Source organism: Galbibacter sp., from assembly GCF_035306585.1.
Lineage (GTDB): Bacteria > Bacteroidota > Bacteroidia > Flavobacteriales > Flavobacteriaceae > Galbibacter.
Genome location: NZ_DATGNU010000089.1, coordinates 1 through 4153, shown reverse-complemented (window position 1 = coordinate 4153; position 4153 = coordinate 1). Strand labels below are relative to the sequence as shown.

Genomic DNA, 4153 nt, shown 5'->3' with positions numbered 1-4153 from the left:
GAATACTCTAACATTTATGGAAGCTACTGTTACAACAGGTTCTGAAGAAAAAGTATGGAGTGGTGGAAATCAACCGATGGGAGCCAGCTATGGAAAGATGATGATCTGGTTCTTTATCTTATCTGATGCACTTACTTTTTCTGGATTTTTATCCGCTTATGGTTTTTCTCGTTTTAAATTTATTGATAGTTGGCCAATAGCCGATGAAGTGTTTAATCACTTCCCATTCCTACATGGTGTAGATGCACCAATGTACTACGTGGCTCTAATGACTTTTATATTGATTTTCTCCTCGGTGACAATGGTACTTGCTGTTGATGCTGGACATCAAATGAAAAAAGCAAAAGTCACTTTCTATATGTTACTTACCATTATTGGTGGTTTGATATTCTTAGGTTCTCAAGCTTGGGAGTGGAAAAACTTTATTAATGGACAATACGGAGCTATTGAGACGACCTCTGGACGAATTTTCCAATTTGTCGATGCGAGTACCGGAGAGCGCGTTGCACTTGCAGATTTTGCGGTTTCGTTAGACGGAGATCGCATTACCCATACAGCAAACAAAGGTATTTGGTTTGAATCAGAACGATCGCTTACATCATTTTCATTAGAGGAAGTGATTACTGGTTTTGAAGCGAACCCCAATATTGTCGTAAGAACTGAGACAAATGCGCCCGAGGGCGGTAAAGTGATTTTAGACCGCCAACAAACTGCAGAAACATTGGCTAAGGCTACTGCAGTGGTTGAAGGTGCGAACCTAGTTCACAATGAATACGGACATCCATTATTCGCTAACTACTTTTTCTTTATTACTGGTTTCCACGGATTCCACGTATTTACTGGGATATGTATTAACATTCTGATTTTCTTCAATGTTATTTTAGGAACGTACGAAAGAAGAAATAGTTACGAAATGGTAGAAAAGGTAGGTCTGTACTGGCACTTTGTTGACCTTGTATGGGTCTTTGTATTTACCTTCTTCTATCTTGTATAATTAATATTACTAATTAAAATGGCACACGTACACGAATCAAATACCAAAAGAATCTGGAATGTATTTATTATACTTTCTGTCATCACATTAGTTGAAGTTGTTCTTGGTATCATTAGACCTGCATCACTAGAGGCACACATTTTAGGAATGAAAATTCTAAACTGGATCTTCATCATTTTGACTGTCATTAAGGCTTATTATATTGCTTGGGCATTTATGCACTTAGAAGGCGAAAAGAGTAGTATGAGATGGAGTGTGGTATTACCACTTATTATTTTAATACCTTATTTGATATTTATAATCCTGGTAGAGGGTGATTATACGCATGAGGTTCTCAAACACGGCTTTCAGAGCTGGGATTTCTAATACTTTAACAATACATTAGAGGCGGTTTTAGACCGTCTTTTTTATTTTTGTAGATTGATAATTCATGCCGAGCCAAATGAAGAAATATATTGTTCTTAGTATACTGTTAATACTTCCTATTGCAGTGTACATTTTCTTTTCCTCAGGTGTTAACAACTTTGGAAGATTACCTGTTTTACACGGTCCAGTTCAAGAATTGGCCGGTCTAGAAGATCACAATGGGGAACAAGTAGCGTTTACCAATCAAATCACCATACTTATCTTCTTAGGAAGTGATCTTAGTTCCCATAAACTAAACGCTTTTAATCTGAATCAAAAGATTTATAAGCGTTTTAATGGTTTTCAGGATTTTCAAATGATCGCACTGTTGCCAAACCAAGCAAGAGAACAAGTGGATACACTTCGTCAAGAGCTCAGTGGTTTTACTGATATTAAAAATTGGCACTTTGTATATGGATCGGAGCAGAGGATCAAAGATGTGTTTAATAGCCTTCGTTCACCATACAATCTTGATAAGACGCTTTACACCCCTTATGCTTTTATAATAGATAAGGATGCTTCCTTAAGAGGACGTACTGATGATAAAGATACCCAGGAGCCTGTTTTTGGTTACGACGCTACCTCTGTGGCCGTTTTACACAATAAAATGGTGGATGATGTAAAGGTAATACTAGCAGAATACCGCCTTGCCCTACGAAAGAACGGGAATGCAAGCAGTAGGGAATCTTATCTGAAGATGCCCAATAAAAAAGACTCGAAATAATCTTAAATAATGGTGTGTTGTGAAAAATAAATCTTACATATTAGTTGGTTTTGTGATCCTGGTATTTGGGATCTATTTTGTTCCTAAAATTGTGAGCCGTATCCAAAATGGGACTGTGGTTGATACCAATAGACATGCCATTGGTAAAGAAACAGCCTCCAGTAAGAGTTTAGTAGAAATCGGAAAAGTGCCCCATTTTGAACTTGTGAACCAGAACAATGATACCATCACAAACGATCATTATCGAGGTAAGGTGTATTTGGTTGAATTTTTCTTTACCAGCTGCCCAACTATTTGTCCAATTATGAACTCCAATTTGGTGAAGCTTCAAAATGCCTTTAGACGGTCTTCGGAAGAATTTGGCATAGCATCCTTTACTATTGATCCTACAACTGATACTCCAGAGGTGTTAAAGGCTTATGCGGATAAACACGAGGTTAGAAATCCGAATTGGCATTTGATGACAGGAGACAGAGAGAAGATCTATAAACTAGCCAACACGGGCTTTAATCTCTATGCTGGTATTAATCCAAATGCTGAGGGCGGTTTTGAACATTCTGGCTTTTTTGCATTAGTGGATAAAAAAGGGTATATCCGTTCAAGAGTAGATAATTTTGGAAATCCTATTGTATATTATGACGGTACACAAGAAGGCGGAGTGAAGATGTTGGAACAAGATATTAGATTGCTTTTAAATCAAGAATAATGGAGCAAAAAATAACATCGGAGAGGCGCTATAAAAAGTGGATTGTTGCTTTTTCAATTGCCATTCCACTATTGGTAGCTATTTTATTTGGTGTTAAAATTCCAAACGCAACCCCTTTAACCTTTTTACCTCCAATATACGCGAGTATTAATGGCTTTACAGCTATATTGCTAGTGATAGCGTTCTTTGCTATTAAGTCAGGTAAAATGAAGTTGCATCAGCGTTTAATGAAAACTTGTATTATACTATCAGTGGCTTTTTTAGCCATGTATATGGCTTATCATATGACTTCGGATTCTACTCCTTTCGGTGGTAGAGGTTGGGTTAGAAATGTATACTTTTTTATTTTAATATCTCATATTTTACTGTCCATTGTAATTATTCCTTTAGTGCTGATTACCTTTGTTAGAGGCCTTTTTGGAGAGTATAAAAGGCATGCAAAAATAGCGCGATATACTTTTCCATTATGGTTATATGTAGCGATCAGTGGTGTAGTTGTGTATTTAATGATTTCACCCTATTATGTCAATTAGTTTAAAATTATAAGTTATGAATTGGTTCAAAACACTCATTGTTATCCTATTACTTTTGCTGACTCCGGAATTGATGTCAGCGCAATGTGCTATGTGTAGAGCCGCATTAGAGACTGGCGGAGGTGAGGCAATGGCTAAAGGTGTCAATAATGGAATCATGTATTTAATGGCAGTCCCTTATATATTATTAGCAGTAGTCGGCTTTTTTATTTTTAAGCGAATGAAGTAATTTTATTTCTCAACCTTTAAAATGCTTTATTTTAAAGGAGTAAGGTGAGAAAAAACGAATTTACCCCTAGTTTTTAACAAATATTTTTCATTTTTGTTGTAACAATTCAAAGACTTCGGGGTCTTATAGGTGTATCTATAACATGAGAAGTCTTTTAATTTAAAGAGGACGACGCAACCAAAACTATAGAAAACCTAACCATCATGATCGAAATAAAAGACCTTCATAAGTCTTACCACATGGGGAGTAATTCTCTTCATGTTCTTAAAGGAATAAATTTTAATGTCAAGGAAGGAGAGCTTGTAGCAATTATGGGTTCATCCGGTTCGGGTAAATCTACTTTACTTAATATCCTTGGGATGTTGGATAGTTTGGATGAAGGAGAATACATACTTGATGGCGTACCCATTAAGAATCTTAATGAAACCAAGGCTGCAAATTATCGCAATAAATTTCTAGGCTTTATTTTTCAATCATTTAATCTTATCAATTACAAATCAGCATGGGAAAATGTTGCTTTGCCGCTTTATTATCAAGGAGTCAATAGAAAAGAACGAAAAGA

The 4153-nt window shown here is 36.2% G+C and carries 7 protein-coding genes; all 7 read left to right on the top strand.

Annotated elements, in window-relative coordinates:
• Positions 1 to 16: 16 nt before the first annotated feature.
• Complete coding sequence (locus tag VKY50_RS08760; RefSeq protein WP_324300938.1) at positions 17 to 994, top strand: cytochrome c oxidase subunit 3; 978 nt, start codon at positions 17 to 19, stop codon at positions 992 to 994.
• An 18-nt stretch (positions 995 to 1012) separates the two neighbouring features.
• Entirely contained in the window at positions 1013 to 1360 is a 348-nt protein-coding gene (locus VKY50_RS08755) for a cytochrome C oxidase subunit IV family protein (protein WP_324300936.1), read from the top strand.
• Positions 1361 to 1436: 76 nt separating this feature from the next.
• Positions 1437 to 2123, top strand: a complete 687-nt coding sequence (locus VKY50_RS08750; protein WP_324300935.1) for a hypothetical protein — start codon at positions 1437 to 1439, stop codon at positions 2121 to 2123.
• Positions 2124 to 2142: 19 nt separating this feature from the next.
• On the top strand, positions 2143 to 2829 hold the full coding sequence (locus VKY50_RS08745; RefSeq protein ID WP_324300933.1) for an SCO family protein: 687 nt from the start codon (positions 2143 to 2145) through the stop codon (positions 2827 to 2829).
• Positions 2829 to 3362, top strand: a complete 534-nt coding sequence (locus VKY50_RS08740; RefSeq protein ID WP_324300931.1) for a DUF420 domain-containing protein — start codon at positions 2829 to 2831, stop codon at positions 3360 to 3362. Before VKY50_RS08745 ends, VKY50_RS08740 begins: the two co-directional genes overlap by 1 nt.
• 16 nt (positions 3363 to 3378) lie before the next feature.
• The gene (locus VKY50_RS08735; RefSeq protein WP_324300929.1) at positions 3379 to 3591 is read left to right on the top strand and encodes a hypothetical protein; all 213 of its coding nucleotides are present in this window, start codon (positions 3379 to 3381) and stop codon (positions 3589 to 3591) included.
• Between the two features lie 203 nt (positions 3592 to 3794).
• The coding region (locus VKY50_RS08730) for an ABC transporter ATP-binding protein (protein ID WP_324300927.1) at positions 3795 to 4153 on the top strand (359 nt) is incomplete at its 3' end.